General features: G+C 64.2%; 11 protein-coding genes. All 11 read right to left on the bottom strand.

The genetic code is table 11. The features are described 5' to 3' along the window. Positions 1–178 precede the first annotated feature (178 nt). Entirely contained in the window at positions 179–928 is a 750-nt protein-coding gene (locus AC6CHL_RS02980) for a M949_RS01915 family surface polysaccharide biosynthesis protein (protein WP_498293284.1), read from the bottom strand. Further along, on the bottom strand, positions 918–2,822 hold the full coding sequence (locus tag AC6CHL_RS02975; RefSeq protein WP_313245557.1) for a TIGR02594 family protein: 1,905 nt from the start codon (positions 2,820–2,822) through the stop codon (positions 918–920). Before AC6CHL_RS02975 ends, AC6CHL_RS02980 begins: the two co-directional genes overlap by 11 nt. An 11-nt stretch (positions 2,823–2,833) precedes the next feature. Beyond that, positions 2,834–3,343, bottom strand: coding sequence for a hypothetical protein (locus AC6CHL_RS02970; protein WP_137189658.1), 510 nt, complete (start codon positions 3,341–3,343; stop codon positions 2,834–2,836). Beyond that, positions 3,340–6,204: a type VI secretion system Vgr family protein gene (locus AC6CHL_RS02965; protein ID WP_498293282.1), complete on the bottom strand. Its 2,865-nt coding sequence runs from the start codon at positions 6,202–6,204 to the stop codon at positions 3,340–3,342. The genes AC6CHL_RS02970 and AC6CHL_RS02965 overlap by 4 nt, the downstream gene beginning before the upstream one ends. 431 nt (positions 6,205–6,635) lie before the next feature. After that, positions 6,636–7,559: a hypothetical protein gene (locus tag AC6CHL_RS02960; protein ID WP_498293281.1), complete on the bottom strand. Its 924-nt coding sequence runs from the start codon at positions 7,557–7,559 to the stop codon at positions 6,636–6,638. A gap of 14 nt (positions 7,560–7,573) precedes the next feature. After that, positions 7,574–8,695: a hypothetical protein gene (locus tag AC6CHL_RS02955; RefSeq protein WP_498293280.1), complete on the bottom strand. Its 1,122-nt coding sequence runs from the start codon at positions 8,693–8,695 to the stop codon at positions 7,574–7,576. A gap of 14 nt (positions 8,696–8,709) precedes the next feature. After that, positions 8,710–9,831, bottom strand: a complete 1,122-nt coding sequence (locus AC6CHL_RS02950; protein ID WP_463601138.1) for a hypothetical protein — start codon at positions 9,829–9,831, stop codon at positions 8,710–8,712. Positions 9,832–9,835: 4 nt separating this feature from the next. Then, positions 9,836–11,476, bottom strand: a complete 1,641-nt coding sequence (locus AC6CHL_RS02945; protein ID WP_498293279.1) for a hypothetical protein — start codon at positions 11,474–11,476, stop codon at positions 9,836–9,838. Further along, positions 11,469–14,216 (bottom strand): type VI secretion system Vgr family protein, encoded by a 2,748-nt coding sequence (locus tag AC6CHL_RS02940; RefSeq protein WP_498293278.1) that lies wholly within the window; start codon positions 14,214–14,216, stop codon positions 11,469–11,471. The genes AC6CHL_RS02945 and AC6CHL_RS02940 overlap by 8 nt, the downstream gene beginning before the upstream one ends. A gap of 156 nt (positions 14,217–14,372) precedes the next feature. Further along, on the bottom strand, positions 14,373–15,164 hold the full coding sequence (icmH, locus tag AC6CHL_RS02935; protein WP_038687984.1) for a type IVB secretion system protein IcmH/DotU: 792 nt from the start codon (positions 15,162–15,164) through the stop codon (positions 14,373–14,375). Then, the gene (gene tssK / locus AC6CHL_RS02930) at positions 15,164–16,498 is read right to left on the bottom strand and encodes a type VI secretion system baseplate subunit TssK (protein WP_038687986.1); all 1,335 of its coding nucleotides are present in this window, start codon (positions 16,496–16,498) and stop codon (positions 15,164–15,166) included. The genes icmH and tssK overlap by 1 nt, the downstream gene beginning before the upstream one ends. Positions 16,499–16,552: the final 54 nt, after the last annotated feature.

Below are 16,552 nucleotides of genomic sequence, written 5' to 3'. Positions count from 1 at the left end.
CCGCTTGAACACCACGTCATGGCCGCGGACCGCGACGTCGGTGACCGCGGCAGGAGGGCGGTGGGACGGGAGCGGCCGTTCTGTACTGGCTGCCGCTACGCCACTGCAGGCAAGCAACAGCAGGCAGCCATCGGCGAGCCGGCCACCCCGGAACACGAAGGGGCGTGTGCCCGCGCGACTACGGCGTCGCTTCATCCTGTCCGCCACGCCGCGTGTAGACAGCCTTCCAGACGGCATCCAGGTGCTTCTGGAACAGCGGCGGGGCATCCTTGTAGGACGCGCTGTCCTGGCGCTCGCCGCCGAACGGTGCGTCGCCTTCGATGGTGACCAGCGATTCGCCGTCGATGCGGTAGATATCGTTGTCGCGCCGAAGTTCGATCACGATCTGCTGTGGGTCCACGCCGCCGCCGCAGAAGCTGTGGCTGGCCAGGGTGAGCTCGGCCACGCCATCGCCGTCCAGGTCGCTGGCGCCGCTCTGGTCGAGAAAGTAGCCCGCGTCCAGGTCCAGGCCTTCGCACTCGGTCGGGCTTTCGCTCTGCCAACGCTGCACGAAGGGAGCGTCGGCGGCGGCGCGGCCATACAGGGTGGCGGTCAACGTGGCCACGTCCATGTCCTGGTCGCTGTCGGCGTCGTGCGTGCGCGTATCGGTGCGCGCCAGCACCAGCAGGCCTTCGCCGGCGGTGTCGCGGTAGTGCACCAGCTTCAGCGGGTCACGGATGCCCAGGCCATCGGTTTCGCTGCCGGGCAGGGCGGGCAGGACCGCAAACCCACCGGTCGCCGGCTGCGCGGGCGCTGCTGCAGAAGCGGGGCCTTCAGGGGCGGCATCGGTGGCGACATCGGTGTCCGTCGCCGCCTTGCCGGGCCCGCCGCACGCGGCCAGCGCCAGCGCGCAGGCCACGGCCAGCCAGCCGCTGCGGTCAACGCTCATTGCCGCTGGCCTTGGTGACGACGACGATGCCGAGGGCGTCATTGAGGGTTTTGGCGTGGGTCGCATCGAGTTTCGGGTCCTTCAGTTCTTTGTTGGCGAAGGCCAAGTAGGCCTTGGGCACGTAATAGCGCAGCGACGCAGGATTGTATTTGACGAAGTTGATCTGGTCGCTCTGGTTGCCGCCCAGCAGGATCGGGCTGCTGCCATCGAGCGCGTAGACAAAGCCCACGTGGCTGGTCTTGACCAGCGCGATCGCGCCAAACACCGGTGCATCGATCTGCACGTAGTTGGTGGTGTCGGCGGCGAACGAGCGGGCGCGGTAGGGATGCGGGCTGGAGATGGGGTACCCGGCCTTGCGCATGCAGTAGTTCACGAACGAGGCACACCAGGCGTTGTCTCCGCCGGCCATGGTCTTGAACTGCTTGCCGTAGCCGATTTCGTCGTGGAAGTTGATCGTCTTGGTGATCACTGCTTCCTTCTTGCCCGACCACTTCTTGGCCTGCGCGTAGGCATGCTCGATCCACGGCGCACGTTGCTGCGAGTACGGTACCAACGCGATCGGGTGGGCCTGGTTCTCGGCACTGCGCACCGGCCGGGTGTCCACGGCCGCGGGCGGCTTTACCGCCGGCTGCTTGGGCGGGGCAACCGGCGGCGGCTTGACCAGGCTGGGCGCCGGCCCGCTCGGCTTGCTGGAGGCAGGCGGCTGGCTGGTCTTGGGCTTGGTGACTGCGGTGGAGGCCGGTTCTGCCTTCTTCGCACCGGCCGGCAGGTTGATCGACTGCCCCGGGCTGATCTTGTTGCGGTCCTTGATCGCCGGGTTGGCGGCCATGAGCTGGTCGACCGAAACGCCGTGGCGGTCGGCGATGCCCGACAGCGTGTCGCCGCGCTTGATCGCATAGCTGTTCCGGGCGGCGGCGGGTGCGGCATCGTTGGCGGCCGCGCCGGACGTGCTGCCCTGCGGTGCCGGCCCGTAGATCCAGATCACCTCGCCCGGAAAGACCTTGTTGCGGTCCCGGATCCGGTTGTTGCTGACCAGTTCGTCCACGCTGGTCTTGAACTTGCTGGCCACCGTGCCGAGCGTGTCCTTTGGCTGGATCACATAGCGGATCGGCGCGCGCTTGGCGTCGCGCGGACTGCTGTCGGGGTTGTGCGGCTGCGAGCCGGCCAGCGCGGTGACCAGCGGCCGCGCGAACAGCAACGACGTCGACGCCTGGTCCAGCACGAACTCGCCGATCTTGGTGCCCACCTTGCCGGCCTCCTCGGCGAACAGCTGCACCATCTCACCCGGCTTGCTGGTGATGAACGCCGGCAGCACGCCATAGGCGTTGGTGGTGAGCTTCTTCTCCTTGCCGGTGCTGGTCTTGGCCACCACGGGGAAGGACGGCAGCGGCTTGGCGCCATCGGACAGCGACACCTGGGTGGCGTGCACGATCTTTTCCTTGCGCGTGTCCGAATTGGCGTTGAAACCTTCGTACTGTTCCATCGCCGCGACCATGCCGTTGAACTGCTCGTCGGTCATGTCCTTGATGACCGTCTGGTCGGTCGCGCCGGACTTCTTGCGCACGAACGCCAGGTACTTGGCCGTGTCGTTCTCGCCTTCCGGGGCATAGGTGTGCATCGCGTTGTACAACGTCATGTCGTTGTACTTGCGCCGCAGCAGGGCGCGCTTCTCCTTGCGGCCTTCCTCGGCGCTGGAAAAGATGGCGAACTTGCCGCTGGCCGTGTCGGCCTGGCCGATCATGCTGACGTACTTGCCGCCAGGGCGCAGGTTGCCCGGGTTGTTGAGCAGCCACGCCAACGTACCGCCGGTGCGCAACATCTTGTCGCCGTTCGCAGCGGTGAATTCCACCGTGCGGATGTCCTTGTGAAATACCGCGCTGATGTACGTGGTCATGGGCTCGACGCTCAGGGGGATGGCGGCGCTGCCAGCGCCTGGGTGACGGTTTTCTTGCCAACGTTGCGGGTGCTGCGCAGCACGAACACCCACCGGTCTTCGTCGGGCTGGCGCACCAGCTCATACCGCTTCAGCTCGACGCTGGCGTTGTCGTCGTACGGTGTGTCCTCGTACGTGAGCTGGGCCGTGGTCAGCCAGGTCTTGCCGCCGGCCTGCACCACGCGAGCGTCGCTCAACGGGAAGTCCGCGGTCGCGGTGGTCTTGAACACGAATTCACTGGGCACCGCGTCCGGCTTGGCCAGCAGCGGCACCTGGTTCCACACCGCGTCCTTGCCCTGCGGCTGCCACTGGAAGCTGTAGACGTAGAAGCTGTGCGCGTTGAAATGGTTGACCAGGCCCGAGTTCACCCGCAGCGTGCCTTGCGCGCTGGCGATGGTGGCGGTACCGGGCTTGTACTGCTGGGCCTGCGCCGGGGCGGCGGCGATCGCGGCGGCCAGCAGCAGATACGACAGGGTTTTCATGCGTGATCGTTCTCGTTGCCGAGCAGTTCGAGGATCTGCTCCGGGGTCAGGGCGCCCGTCTGCGCGGCGGCATCGAGCTCGCCGCGGTAGCGGTCGCCATCGGGGTCGTCATCGTTGTCGCCGTCTTCTTCCGGCGGCGCGGCGGTGGCGGCGGTGATCTTTTCCCACTTGTCCTCACCGACCTGCAGGGTGAGCGTCCTGCCCAGCCCCTCGGACATCACGCGCGGCAGGCGGCCATCCTCGCCAACGGTGCCGGCGGCCACTTCCTTGTTGTCCTGGTCGACGATCTTGAAGGGCAGGTTGGTCCAGCCCAAGTCGCCGGCCAGCACGTCCGCGCCTTCCACCGCGAAGCGCAGGCTGTCGGTAAAGGCGAAGGTCTGGTCGGGCAGCGCGGGAACGGCAGCGGCGTCGCTGGCCCCACCCAGGAACGGATGCTGCCCGGCCTTGACGGTAAACGTGCCAGGGCAGCTGAAGGTGATGTCCCCACCTTCCAGCGTGATCGCGCTGTTGCCGGCCTGCAGCACCACTTTCTGCTGGGCCAGCACGTCGATGCGGTCGTCGGTGGCGGTGATGGTGATGGCCTGGTCGGCCAGCAGTTCCAGCTCGCCGGTGTGCGCCTGCAGGCTCACCGGCCCGTTGGCGGCAATCACCTTGATCGGGCCGTCCTGCGCAAACAGTGCGGTGTGCTCGCCGGACACGGTGGAGACGGTTTCGCCGGCGCTGATGTGCAGGTCCTGCTGCACGGTCATCTGCAGGTTCTGCCCGGCGTAGGCCACCGCACTGGCCGGGGTGGTCCAGATGATCTGCTCGGGCGACTCGGCCAGCAGCAGGGCCGCGGCAAAGCGCTCCACCGGGTTGCTGCCCGGGGTACGGCCATCATCGGGTTTCATTGCAGACTGGCCGTTGACCTCGCCGTCGTACTTACCGTCCACCTGCGGATCGATTTTCTCGCGCAGCTGGGTAGTGCTTTTCAGCGCCGCCAGGGTCGGTACGTTCTGCTGCTGCAAGGTGTCGTGCATGCCTTCCAGGCTGCGCTCGGCGCCCTTGAGTTGGGCGACAGCCTCGTTGCTGTCCAGCACCGTGGAGGCGCCATTGCTGCGCGCGGTGGTGGAGATCAGCAGGCCCTTGGCCGCGTGCACGTTGCCCCAGCCCTGGGTGGCCAGCTCGAAGCCCTGGCCGCGCAGTGCGCCGCGGCGGGTGTCGCCGTGTTCGATCAGGTAGCCCAGTTCCAGCCGGCTGTCGGCCAGCGAGGTCTGCAGGCGCGTGCGCAGCTGCCCGGGGGTGTCGTCGATTACCCACTGCTGGGTGCCGCCACCGTCATGGGACTGGGTATGCAGGCCGCTGAGCACGCCAGGGTGCTGGGCCTTCTCGTCGATGCCGCCGCCAAACGGTGGGGCGACTTCACCGTTGTATAGCTGGCCGGTGATGCGTGGCTGGTCGATGTCCCCGTGCAGGAACTCCACCAGCACCTCGCTGCCGATGCGCGGCAGGAAATGCGTGCCCCAGTTCGGGCCGGCGACCCACTCGGCCACCGGCACCCAGCTGCCGCTGGTCTGGTCGCCCGGGGCATGCCCGGTGAGCTTGCTGCCGGTGTCGGTCAGCCCGCCCGGGTTGGGCGCCGTGCCGCGCTGCCAGCCGAACTGGATGCGTACCTGGTGCTCGCGATTGGGCGTGACCACGCTGTCGGACACGCCCACCACGCGGGCGGTCTGCGGGCCGTGCAGAGTCGGGCGGTCCTGCGGCAAGGCGCGGATCGGGGCGTCGCTGGGCGCGGCCAGGAAGCGGTTGCGATAGCTGCCGTTCTCCAGGGCGGATTCGCCAAGCAGTTCGACGATGCCGTGGCCCAGGTTATTGACGGCCACATGCGCCACGGCCAACAGCTGGAAGGTCTGGCCCTGGTGCTGCGGGTGCTGGGTGAGGGTGAAGCGGTTGCCGGCGGCCAGCACGCGCACGCTGCCGCTGCCCTGGAACAGGGTCATCGGTACGCGCAGCGCATCCAGACGGGCCTGGGCCTCATCGTCGGCCGAGGCGCCCTTGCCGAAGCGGCCGGCACGCGGCTGCACATAGACTTCCAGCGCCGGCAGCTCGCCGGCCTCGGCCTGGCTCTGGCCGCTCACCGCCTGCAGCTGCTCGCTGTGCCAACTCGCCACGCTGCTGGCGTTGGGCACCAGCTGGCGCTGCTCGGCAAATGCGGTGATGCCATCGAGGGCTTCGGCCATGTCGGCGCGGTGGAAGCGCTGCGTGCCCAGGTCGGTCAGCTCGGCGCCGGGCTCGAAGACCACCAGCGCGTGTGCGGCGGTATCGCCCTGGGTCTGCTCGATCCGCCACGCCAAGCCGGCCTCGGCCAGCAGCCGGGTCACAAAGCCCCAGTCGCTCTCGCGGTACTGGGTGGTGATGGCGCGGGCGGGCAGGGCGGACTGCACGTCGAAGCGGAACACCGCCTGCGGGTAGTCGCCGAAGATCTGCTCGCAGATGGTGCGGGTGTCCAGTTCCTGGAAGATCACCGCGTTGCGGCGCAGCTCCAGCAGGGCCGTCCACGGCTCCAGGGTAAACCGGTAGCGGGCCAGGCCACCGTCGCTGCCCAGCTGGGCCACCTCGGTGCACAGCCCATGCCACTGACGCAGGCCGCCGTCGGCTTGCCGAAGCTGCAGGGTGAGCGGCTGTTCCAGCCACGGGTCCATGTCCAGGAACGCATCGGTGGACAGGCAGTCGATCTCGAAGCGGGTGCTGCCACAGACCGATTCCTGGCCCTCGAAGCGCTCCACGACCAAGCCAGAGGCAGGGCCCTGCAACTGGATCAGACGTGCCTGCTGCGAGGGGGCGCCCAGCGAAGCCAGCAACTGTGCGGGGGAGACATCCATATCGACAATCCCATGTCAGGAGTGCAACCAAGCATGTGCCCGGCGGCGGTCGCATCAGCGCCCAACACCGCCAGTCCCCACGCCACTTACCCGGGACCATAACAAACCCCGTCCCCGGGCCATTTCACCTACGGTTCCGGTCACGTCCCCAGACGCGCGCCCGGCAACGGCTGGGCAAGGAATGGGGGTAATTCTGGCGCATCCGACGAGATACGCGGCAATCGTGTCAAAGAGTAGGCGTCAAAGTGTGACGAACAGCACCATATGGGGCGTCGTTGCGCCCGGATTCCATCGTGGGTGCCCCCTCTTGTGGCGCTTGGCTTGGTGGCGGGCGTTCCCGGCTTGCAGGGGCCATCTGGCCACTGGCGCTGCCGGGCCATTCCGCCTGGTGGCGGGAACGGGACGAAAGGTAACGGCGACCCGGGGAATGCCTAAGCGCGGCCTGCGTAGCTGCCATCATGGTCCTCGTACTCACCCTCCAGCATTTCGACGAAGTACCACTTGCACGGGCGGCCGTCGAATCCCTGCAGGGCGACGGCAGCCGGTGCAAAATCCACGCGCGCTCGATCACTTTCATCGATCCTTGGTAAGTGTCGATGCCGAGGTTCATTGATCAACGCATGAAGGCCTGATTCGTCGGACCAGAGTCCGGCTCTGCCGACCCGCTCAAAGGCGATCTTTCCGAAGTCGTTCAACGTATACGTATCACCCAGTTCCCCATAGCCGCCTGTCCAGCCGAACTGAAGTGCCCCCATGGGATCATCCTGCGGAACGTAAACGCCCGTGCGTGGCGGAGTTTGGGCGCTCACGCATTCAATATCGGTCCTTACGCGAAAGCAGGGAATACGTGGAAAATCCTGCCTGTTCTGTTCCCACAACAACGAGAAAACGAAGTCATTCCAGGTGGTGGGGCGGCGCATCATACGGCTGATGTTGCCAGCGTACTTGAAGACAGCTTCTGCGCGACCTTGGAACGATGCTTCCTGTTCGCCGGTCGCCCAGATCATCTGGTAGGCGTACTCTTGCAACATTCTGGAGCACTGACGTTCGCCGGCCTCGCTGTAGCGTTCGTAACTGCGAGCTGCAATGGCTCTGATCACTTTCTCTCTGAAGTCTACCAGTGCGGGAAACGCATGGGTTGAGAAGTGCCCAGCCGTATCGGCCGGCTGCCAATGGGCGAGTGAGCGACCCGCAGCGTCCAAGCCGCCACGATCTTCGAGGATGTCGTCGGTGAAGCCGATCAGCTGATTGATCTTCTCCAGCAAACCTTTGAGGTAGGGCAGAGAAGCAAAATGGTAGAGAAGCGTCGCTTGACGTCGGTGCCACGGAGCCAGCTCCGGTTCGTTTGTTCGCATCGCGCCACGTGCCCTCAGCCAAGTTTCGGTGCAGACTGATCCGGTGACCAGATCCAGAAGGTGGTTCCGAACTCGTTTCCGTCCAACTGGGGAAAGCGGTCGTCCTTCTTGAAGTATCGCGTTGAGCCCATCTTTGCCGGTGTATACCACCAGCCGCTCTGGGGAACCAGCTCGCCCCCTGCGACTCGGTGTGGTCTTGTTGAGGTCGCGACGGACGAGCTGCCGGTGTAACTGCCGTCATGATCTTCATATTCATCGTCCAGCATTTCAACAAAATACCATTTGCACGGCCGCGGACTGAATGATTGTCTTGCCACGGCCGCCGGTGCGAGCTCCACGTGTTCGCGTTCACTCGGATCGGTATTGGGCAAGTGGCGGTGTTGAGGCTCGTTGATCAATTCATGGAGGCGCTGAGCGTCAGACCATAGCCCCGATCGCCCAATGCGCTCCAAAACGCGTGCCCCGAAGTCATTCAACGTATACGTATCGCCCAGTTCTCCGTAGCCACCCGTCCATCCGAATTGGAGGGCAGCCATGGGGTCGTCTTGCGGAACGTAAACGCCTGTGCGTGGCGGCGTCTCACCGCTTTTGCAGGCAATATCTGCTCGGACGCGGAAACGGGGGATGCGCCCGAAGAAGGGTTTGTTCTGCTCCCACAACAATGAGAAAACGAAGTCATTCCAAGTGGTGGGGCGTCGCATCATTCGGCTGATGTTGCCTGCGTACTTGAAGACCTCTTCTGTGTGAATCTTGAACGAATTCTCTTGTTCGCCGGTCGCCCAGATCATCTGGTGCGCATACTCTTGCAGCATTCTGGAGCACTGGCGCTCGCCGGCCTCGCTGTAGCGCTCATGGCCGCGTGAGGAAATGGAGTCGATCACATCCTGCCGGAAGTCAACTAGTGCAGGGTATGCATGGCTGGAGAAGTGGCTGCCGGTATTGACAGTCTCCCAACTGGAGAATGCGCGGCCTGCATGGTCCAGGCCAGCGCGATCTTCGAGGATGTCATCGGTGAAGCCGATCAGTTGATTGATCTTCTCCAGCAAACCATTGAGGTAGGGCAGGGAAGCAAAATGGTAGAGAAGCGTCGCTTGACGTCGGTGCCAGGGAGTCAGCTTCTGTTCGTCTGTTCGCATCGCGCCAAGCGCCCTCAGCCAAGCTTCGGCGCAGACTGATCCGGTGACCAGATCCAGAAGGTGGTTCCGAACTCGTTTCCCTCCAGCTGGGGAAAGCGGTCGTCCTTCTTGAAGTATCGCGTTGAGCCCATATTGGCGGGCGTATACCACCAGCCGCTTTGGGGAACCAACTCGCCTCCTGTGACTCTGTGTGGCCGTATGGAGGTTGCAGCAGAGGCGGTGCCCGTGTAGCTCCCATCATGGTCCTCGTACTCGTCGTTCACCATTTCGACGAAATACCATTCGCACGTGCGCGCTTCAAACCCTTGCCTCGAAACGGCAGCGGCCGCAAGCTTCTCATGCTCAAGCTCAATGTCATAGATGTTGGGCAGTTGGCGGTGCTTCGGCTCATTGATCAGCCTGTGCAGTCCTGGCGAATCTGACCATAATCCCGCCCTGCCAACTTGGTGCAAAGCGAGCAATCCAAACTCGTTCAATGTGTAGGTATTACCGAGCTCGCCATAGCCGCCGGTCCAGCCGAACTGAAGCGCAGACATGGGGTCGTCCTGCGGAACGTATACGCCCGTTCGTGGCGGAACCTGCCCGCTCGCGCATACCACATCTGTTCGAATGCGGAAGCGAGGAATCCGCGCGAAGTGTTGCCCATGTTCTTGCCACAGTAGCCAGAAGATGAAGTCATTCCAAGTGGTTGGACGGCTCATCATTCCGCTGATCAGTCCAGCGTACCTGAATGTTGATTCGGCCCTTTCTTTGAATAGCGTCTCTTGCTCTTTGCTGGCCCATAGCATCTTGTATGCATACTCGGTAAGCATCTGCGAGCACTGGCCTTCGCCGACTTCGTCATATGATTCGTATGCGCGGCGAGCGATATTCTTTATGACGCTCTCCCTGAAATCTATGAGGGCAGGGAATGCGTAGGTCGAAAAGTGTCCGGCGGTATCTACGGGCTGCCAGTTGGCGAGTGCTCTGCCTTGGGAGTCCAAGCCGGAGCGTTCGTCGATCAAGGAGTCTGTGAAATCTATCAGTTGATCGATTTGTCCAAGTAAGCCTCTGACGTAAGGCAGCGAAGCGAAGTGATAGAGAAGCGTAGCTTGACGCTTATGCCATGGATTTAGTTCCATGTAATGAATGGACATCGTCTTAGCTCTTGGTGACCTGGCCGGGAATGCTGGGGAGGCCCAGCCTTACGTCATTCAATTGGGTGCCGAAGTCACTCGTTCCCCAGTGGGTATCAAATGGGCCTTGAATGCTGGGTTGATTGATCTTGGTTCTAAGGCTCTGGTACTTCACCTGCTCATGAGATGGCAGATCCTTCCAGATGGGGTATGTCATCTTACTTGGAGTCAGCGCTCCTGTTGTCGGATTTACGTCATAGAACGCTGAGCTGTCGGGAGACTGTCGAATGTTCTTCGCTGAATCCTGAATTGGCCTTCCTTCCAGGTCATAGGACGCGCTTCCATCAAATTTTATTTGTTCGTATCCGCCTTCCAGGTGGTGGTCTGGAAGAATGTCCTTCGTCTTTACCTGAGCTGATGCTTCGCCTCGCCAGACCCTTATCTTCTCGCCGGCTTTTAGTTCATAGATGACGAACTGGCCGTTAGGGTTCCAGTCTGGCCAAACTGCAAGGTTCTTACGCCACGCAGCCTTGGCGTCGGATGATCGCATGATTGTGTTGAAGACATCTTCGGTCATCCAATCTGCTCCCGCAGCGAAATTGGCTGGCGAGACGATCCGGTAGAGTTTCATGGGGCCGTTTAGGATGTCGTCCTTTAAGCGCGTAAAGCTCTCGATCTGGTTATCGGTTAGAAGGGGGTAGCCATCCTTCTCTTTTATTTCAACGCGAGGCCTTTCGGCCTTGGCAGTGAGTCGGATGTTCTTCGTCGGCCTTCCTGCACTCAGCCAGGACGGTTGCGGGTGGACGCGACGCATCAGTGTCGCCGCGTGTGTCTCAGGCAGGGTTCCGGTGAAATGTACGTTGCCGGCATCGAGGACGCTTCGACGTTGAAGGAAGTCCTCGAATTCCAATCGCCGAATGATCTCATCCAGAGTCCTCAGCGCGGGAGCGGTGAACTCGGTGATCTTTCTTCTTGCCAAGCTGCGAACGTTGTTCACCAGCTTGAGCGTCTCCTGTGCAGCGGGACCAACCACAGGGATGTGCTTGGCATAGCCCAGGAGGTTGTCCATCAGCTTGATGGCGCGGTCGAATGCATCGAGCAGGATCTTTGGGCTGACCAGGGCGCGTACCACGCGGGTCTGGTTGGCCAGTTCATGGAACAGGCGATCCCATTTCAGCGCCTTCCAGTATTTCATCACCTCGCGTCGGCGCAGGAAGGTAATTACCCAATCCATCGCCTCGTCGACTGCACGTGCCACGTGATTCAGACCGGCGCGGCGCACGTAGATGAAGAAGATCTTGAGAACGCCCTTGAGGAGCGAACCCACAGTGGGGATCAGACCAACAAGGGTCAGTACCAGTCCAACCCACGCCCAGGTGTTGCTGGTGTCGTCATTGATCTGTTTGCAGTTGGCAACGACATCACGGACGTCACAGACCTGATCAACGCCCGGAATCATGGAGATCGCGGTGTCGAAGGCGATCTGACCTGTAGTGCGCTCCTGGTTGAAGTCGCCCTGGATGGCTTCCCACAGCCATTCGACTACGTTCTTGGAGCCGTCAGTGACGTTCTTGTACTGCTCGGTGACGAAGGCCAGCGCTTCCCGCAACTGCTGAAGGGTAACCGGGGCTGCTTCGTTCGGGCGATCGTGACCTGAATCAGCCATGCGTATTGCCCTGCAGGTTGGCAATCAGCTCCAGGTCGGGCCAGGCAGTGTCCCGTGTCGGATCGCGTGGCTCGTAGATGACTTTCGCGACCTTCTTTTCGGGTATCGGGCCGTGATGCGCCTTGCCCTCTGCGTCCAGCTTGCCCTGAATCGTAGATCCGTCTTCGAAGTGGATCTCGTATGGCGTCCCTGCCAGTGCCTGCATCGTGTCAACGTCCATGTAATTGAGTGCTATCCAGTGCGTGGCTTCCTGCGCGCCGCTGGGAAGCGGGGGGAGGAATGCTTCATCCTTGGCACCGCCCAGGAACGGATGCTGCCCGGCCTTGACGGTAAACGTGCCGGGACAGCTGAAGGTGATGTCCCCACCCTCCAGCGTGATCGCGCTGTTGCCGGCCTGCAGCACCACTTTCTGCTGGGCCAGCACGTCGATGCGGTCGTCGGTGGCGGTGATGGTGATGGCCTGGTCGGCCAGCAGTTCGAGCTCGCCGGTGTGCGCCTGCAGGCTGACCGGCCCGTTGGCCGCGATCACCTTGATCGGGCCGTCCTGCGTAAACAGCGCGGTGTGCTCGCCGGACACCGTCGACACGGTTTCACCGGCGCTGATGTGCAGGTCCTGCTGCACGGTCATCTGCAGGTTCTGCCCGGCGTAGGCCACCGCACTGGCCGGGGTGGTCCAGATGATCTGCTCGGGCGACTCGGCCAGCAGCAGGGCCGCGGCAAAGCGCTCCACCGGGTTGCTGCCCGGGGTGCGGCCATCATCGGGCTTCATTGCAGACTGGCCGTTGACCTCGCCGTCGTACTTGCCGTCCACCTGCGGATCGATCTTCTCGCGCAGCTGGGTGGTGCTTTTCAGCGCCGTCAGGGCCGGTACGTTCTGCTGCTGCAGGGTGTCGTGCATGCCTTCCAGGCTGCGCTCGGCGCCCTTGAGCTGGGCGACAGCCTCGTTGCTGTCCAGCACCGTGGAGGCGCCATTGCTGCGCGCGGTGGTGGAGATCAGCAGGCCCTTGGCCGCGTGCACATTGCCCCAGCCCTGGGTGGCCAGCTCGAAGCCCTGGCCGCGCAGTGCGCCGCGACGGGTGTCGCCATGTTCGATCAGGTAGCCCAGCTCCAGCCGGCTGTCGGCCAGCGAGGTCTGCAGGCGCGTGCGCAGCTGCCCGGGGGTGTCATCGATCACCCACTGCTGGGTGCCGCCACCGTCATGGGACTGCGTATGCAGGCCGCTGAGCACGCCAGGGTGCTGGGCCTTCTCGTCGATGCCGCCGCCAAAGGGTGGGGCGACCTCGCCGTTGTAGAGCTGGCCGGTGATGCGCGGCTGGTCGATGTCCCCATGCAGGAACTCCACCAGCACCTCGCTGCCGATACGCGGCAGGAAATGCGTGCCCCAGTTCGGCCCGGCCACCCACTCGGCCACCGGCACCCAGCTGCCGCTGGTCTGGTCGCCCGGGGCATGCCCGGTGAGTTTGCTGCCGGTGTCGGTCAGCCCGCCCGGGTTGGGCGCGGTGCCGCGCTGCCAGCTAAACTGGATGCGCACCTGGTGCTCGCGATTGGGTGTGACCACGCTGTCGGCCACGCCCACCACGCGGGCGGTCTGCGGGCCGTGCAGGGTCGGGCGGTCCTGCGGCAAGGCGCGGATCGGGGCGTCGCTGGGCGCGGCCAGGAAGCGGTTGCGGTAGCTGCCGTTCTCCAGGGCGGATTCGCCAAGCAGTTCAACGATGCCGTGGCCCAGGTTATTGACGGCCACATGCGCTACCGCCAACAGCTGGAAGGTCTGGCCCTGGTGCTGCGGGTGCTGGGTGAGGGTGAAGCGGTTGCCGGCGGCCAGCACGCGCACGCTGCCGCTGCCCTGGAACAGGGTCATCGGTACGCGCAGCGCATCCAGCCGGGCCTGGGCCTCATCGTCGGCCGAGGCGCCCTTGCCGAAGCGGCCGGCACGCGGCTGCACATAGACTTCCAGCGCCGGCAGCTCGCCGGCCTCGGCCTGGCTCTGGCCGCTCACCGCCTGCAGCTGCTCGCTGTGCCAGCTGGCCACACTGCTGGCGTTGGGCACCAGCTGGCGCTGCTCGGCAAACGCGGTGATGCCATCGAGTGCCTCGGCCATGTCGGCGCGATGGAAGCGCTGTGCGCCCAGATCGGTCAGTTCGGCGCCGGGCTCGAACACCACCAGCGTGTGCGCGGCGGTATCGCCTTGGGTCTGCTCGATCCGCCAGGCCAGGCCGGCCTCGGCCAGCAGCCGGGTCACAAAGCCCCAGTCGCTTTCGCGGTACTGGGTGGTGATGGCGCGGGCGGGCAGGGTGGACTGTACGTCGAAGCGGAACACGGCCTGCGGGTAGTCGCCGAAGATCTGCTCGCAGATGGTGCGGGTGTCCAGTTCCTGGAAGATCACCGCGTTGCGGCGCAGCTCCAGCAGCGCCGTCCACGGCTCCAGGGTAAGCCGGTAGCGGGCCAGGCCACCGTCGCTGCCCAGCTGGGCCACCTCGGTACACAGCCCATGCCACTGACGCAGGCCGCCGTCGGCTTGCCGCAGCTGCAGGGTCAGCGGCTGCTCCAGCCACGGGTCCATGTCCAGGAACGCATCGGTGGACAGGCAGTCGATCTCGAAGCGGGTGCTGCCACAGACCGATTCCTGGCCCTCGAAACGCTCCACGACCAGGCCTGGGGCAGGGCCCTGCAGCTGGATCAGGCGTGCCTGCTGCGAAGGAGAGGCGAGCGCGGCAAGCGCCGTTGAGCGGGAGATGTCCATATCGTCGTCAGGCTTCTTGGAAGATGGGCGAAGATGCGCACGTTCCTGTGCGCATCCGCATGAGGTCGACACGGACCGTCATGCGCTGAAAACTGCTTGCTGCCCCGGTGGAGCAGCGCAAGGTCGCCGGGCCACGGGCCGGCGACCCTGTCCGGCTCAGGGCAGCGTGATGGTGATGTGCGCCGTGCGCTGCGGCATCTGCACCACATCGTTGTATGCCGCCATCCGCTGTTGGGTTTCGTGACCCAGATAGAAGCGCAGGCCGAAGAAGCCGAGCAGGCCGAACCCGGCCACCAGGGCTGCAGGCATCCACAGCGGCACCACACGGCGCAGACTGTGGCGCACGTTGTCCGGCGGCAGTGCATGCGGCGCGAAGCCGTGGCGCTTGCCCTTGAGGTACACGATCTCATCGCCCAGGCGTGCGGTGAGGTAGCCGAGCTTCTCGGTGCCTTCCAGGCGGTACTTGCCCTCGAAGCCCATCAGCAGGCAGAAGTGGTACACCTCCAGCGACGGCAGGCGCGGGGCGCCCTGGCGACGCAATTCTTCAAGCCGGTCGAAGAAGTGCTCACCGGCCAAGTGCTCGCCGAACAGGCGCAGCTGCAGCGGATTGCGCTCCCAGGACTCATGCAGCGACGACGGCTGCGACAGGATCGCTTCGTCCACCGCGGCGCAGAACGCGTACTTGGCTGCGTAGACGTCTTCGGAGGCGATGCCCATGCGGTTGGCGTTGCGCTCGACGCCGTCCAGGAACTTCTGCACGGTGGACACGAACGCTTCGCCGTCGGAGGGCAGCTGCCCACGCTTGAGCAACAGCAGCAGGTAGAAGCCATCGGCCATCAGGTCCTGCAGGCTCTGCGGGTTGGCCGCCTGCGGGGCAGGCGCGGCCAGGCCGCCATGCGAGCTCAGCGAGGGCATCGGGCCCGGGGTAGGGGGCAGGGGCGAATTCATCATGAGGTCACCGCGACAAGTTCCATTTTGAGGTCGGCAATACCGGACGGCACGTACACCATCAGCGACTGCGACTTGAGCATGCGCTCATAGAGTGCGCCGCGCGTATCCAGCTCGAAGTAGTGACTGCCCGGGCGCACCGGGATGGCGGCCGGCACCTGGTTGGCGTGGGTGAGCTTGACGCCGGGCAGCGCCGACAGCACGCACTTTTCCACGTCGTCGGGGGCGCCGATCTTGAAGCGCACCGGCACCGTCTGCACCAGCTCCTGCGCCGGCACGTCGGCCGACACCGCCAGGTAGAACGAGGCATCGCCATCGATGCGCTGCGAGTCCAGCCGGCCCAGATGGTAGGACGGCTTGACCTCGTTGAGCGCGATCTTGAAGTAACGCGCCGAAATCACCGTGTCCAGCAGCGTGCGGATGATCTCGAACAGCTGCCGGAAGCCGGCTTCGGGCTGCGCGTGCAGGTAGCGCGGCAGATCGTTGAGCGCATACGCATTGGAGAACGTCAGCATCGCCCCGGCCATGCGCAGCAGTTCCTGGTGCAGGCGTTCGGGGTGCAGCTGCGGATGGTGGTACAGGTGCGCCAGCGAACTGAACGACGAGTTGATCGTGTGCAGCAGCCAGAACGAGGCGATGTCGCCCGAGCGGAACTCGATGATGTTCTTCGATGGTTCGCGGTGCAGGCCGTACAGCGCGTCCACCTTGGCCTGCAGCGAATCGAGGATGCCGCGCAGTTCCCGATGCAGGGTCGGCGAGGCTTCCAGGTGTGCGCACGGCGGGATGAACTCGTCGTCGAGCTCGAACCCGCCGGTAGAGGTGCGGCGGATGCGCGCCAGTGCCACGGTGGAATACGGATCGCGCGGGTTCTCGTCGGTCAGCAGCTTCACCGCCTTGCCGAGGAAGCCGAGTTCGGCCTCCACCGCGTCGGTGTAGAGGTCGTTGGCGCCGCGATTGATCTGGCGATAGCGGGCCAGCTGGCTCGACTCGGCATCGGCGCAGTTGTCGCCGTCATCGCGCAGCAACGGCAGTGCGAGGTGGATCACCGTGGACTGCACGCCGGGCGGCAGGTCCTTCAGCGAGAGCGCATCGGGCAGTGCGTCGTGCACTGGCGCGTCGTAGCTCTCGCCATCGGGAAACACGGCCGAAATGTCCAGCGGACGCAGCGTGCCGCTGCCGAGTGCCTGCGGATCGAAACGCACGCGACGGCAACCCCAGGCATAGGGGTGCAGCGTGAGTGACAGGTCCTGCAGACGCGCCTCGTGATAAGCATCCTGGCGCTGGAAATGCTGGGGCCTCAGGAACAGGCCTTCACCCCAGAGAACTTTGGACATCCTGCTTACATATGCCACATTTCAATCCTTGGAAATCTCGGGCCAACCCCGCCC

It is taken from the genome of Stenotrophomonas sp. GQ19, assembly GCF_059758695.1.
Note: the sequence above shows the minus strand (reverse complement) of the source record. Positions and strands in the feature narration are given on the sequence as shown.

What these genes read in the sequence shown, in the direction of transcription:
- AC6CHL_RS02965 (WP_498293282.1), bottom strand. Translation starts at nt 6,204, where the DNA reads ATGGATGTCTCCCCCGCACAGTTGCTGGCTTCGCTGGGCGCCCCCTCG.
- AC6CHL_RS02955 (WP_498293280.1), bottom strand. Translation starts at nt 8,695, where the DNA reads ATGCGAACAGACGAACAGAAGCTGACTCCCTGGCACCGACGTCAAGCG.
- AC6CHL_RS02950 (WP_463601138.1), bottom strand. Translation starts at nt 9,831, where the DNA reads ATGTCCATTCATTACATGGAACTAAATCCATGGCATAAGCGTCAAGCT.
- AC6CHL_RS02980 (WP_498293284.1), bottom strand. Translation starts at nt 928, where the DNA reads ATGAGCGTTGACCGCAGCGGCTGGCTGGCCGTGGCCTGCGCGCTGGCG.
- AC6CHL_RS02945 (WP_498293279.1), bottom strand. Translation starts at nt 11,476, where the DNA reads ATGGCTGATTCAGGTCACGATCGCCCGAACGAAGCAGCCCCGGTTACC.
- tssK (WP_038687986.1), bottom strand. Translation starts at nt 16,498, where the DNA reads ATGTCCAAAGTTCTCTGGGGTGAAGGCCTGTTCCTGAGGCCCCAGCAT.
- AC6CHL_RS02970 (WP_137189658.1), bottom strand. Translation starts at nt 3,343, where the DNA reads ATGAAAACCCTGTCGTATCTGCTGCTGGCCGCCGCGATCGCCGCCGCC.
- AC6CHL_RS02975 (WP_313245557.1), bottom strand. Translation starts at nt 2,822, where the DNA reads ATGACCACGTACATCAGCGCGGTATTTCACAAGGACATCCGCACGGTG.
- AC6CHL_RS02960 (WP_498293281.1), bottom strand. Translation starts at nt 7,559, where the DNA reads ATGCGAACAAACGAACCGGAGCTGGCTCCGTGGCACCGACGTCAAGCG.
- icmH (WP_038687984.1), bottom strand. Translation starts at nt 15,164, where the DNA reads ATGAATTCGCCCCTGCCCCCTACCCCGGGCCCGATGCCCTCGCTGAGC.
- AC6CHL_RS02940 (WP_498293278.1), bottom strand. Translation starts at nt 14,216, where the DNA reads ATGGACATCTCCCGCTCAACGGCGCTTGCCGCGCTCGCCTCTCCTTCG.